The 839-nt window shown below is 62.5% G+C and carries 1 protein-coding gene; it reads left to right on the top strand.

The window, feature by feature from the left end; genetic code table 11:
- Window positions 1-839, top strand: an 839-nt coding sequence (locus HA41_RS19415) for an FAD-dependent oxidoreductase (protein ID WP_158086632.1), incomplete at both ends; no start/stop codon positions are given.

Here is an 839-nt window from a genome sequence, read left to right as displayed (position 1 = left end):
CCGTGGCGCGGGAGGCGGGCCTGCCGTGTCAGCGCGGTATTCTGGTCGATCGCCAGCTACGCAGCGCCGTGCCCGGTGTCTACGCCGTCGGCGAGTGCTGTGAAATTGAGAGTGAAACTTTTGGCCTGGTGGCGCCCTGTCTGGCACAGGCGAAGGTACTGGCGGCGCAGCTGGCCGGTACGCCAGAACCCGATTACCGGACGCAGCCCGGCGGCACGCGGCTCAAAGTCAGCGGCATTTCCCTGTTCAGCGCCGGGGATATCCGTGAAGCGCCGTCGGTCAGCAGTTTTGATCCGATCTCCGGCGATTATCGTCGTCTCTTTCTGCGACAGGGACGCCTCAACGGCGTGCTGCTGTTTGGTGACAGCCAGCAGGGGGCCGCACTGCTTGGCCGCCTGCAGCGCGCTGAATCCGCCACCCTCGCGACCCTGTTCGATCCCGATCAACCTGAAACGCAGCCACAGGCTGCAGAGAGCCTTCTGATGAGTAAACCTCTATTAGCCGTGATCGGTCACGGCATGGTCAGCCACTATTTTCTTGAGCAACTGGTCGCCCGTGAACTGCATCAGCACTATCAGATTGTGGTGTATGGCGAAGAGTCTCAGCCAGCCTATGACCGGGTACATTTGTCGGACTATTTCAACGGCAAGCAGGCGGCTGACCTCTCTCTGGTGGAGGCGGATTTCTTTGCGCAGCACGGTATTGAACTGCGCAGCGGCTGCCAGGTGGTGTCGGTTGATCGGGCGCAGCGTAGCCTGACTGACAGCGCGGGCAACCAGCTGGCGTGGGATCGGCTGGTGCTGGCCACCGGGTCACGCGCCTTTGTGCCGCCGATTCCC

This window comes from Pantoea conspicua (assembly GCF_002095315.1).
Classification (GTDB): domain Bacteria; phylum Pseudomonadota; class Gammaproteobacteria; order Enterobacterales; family Enterobacteriaceae; genus Pantoea; species Pantoea conspicua.
The sequence above is the reverse complement of the archived record's forward strand: the minus strand, read 5'-3'. Positions and strand labels throughout refer to the sequence as shown.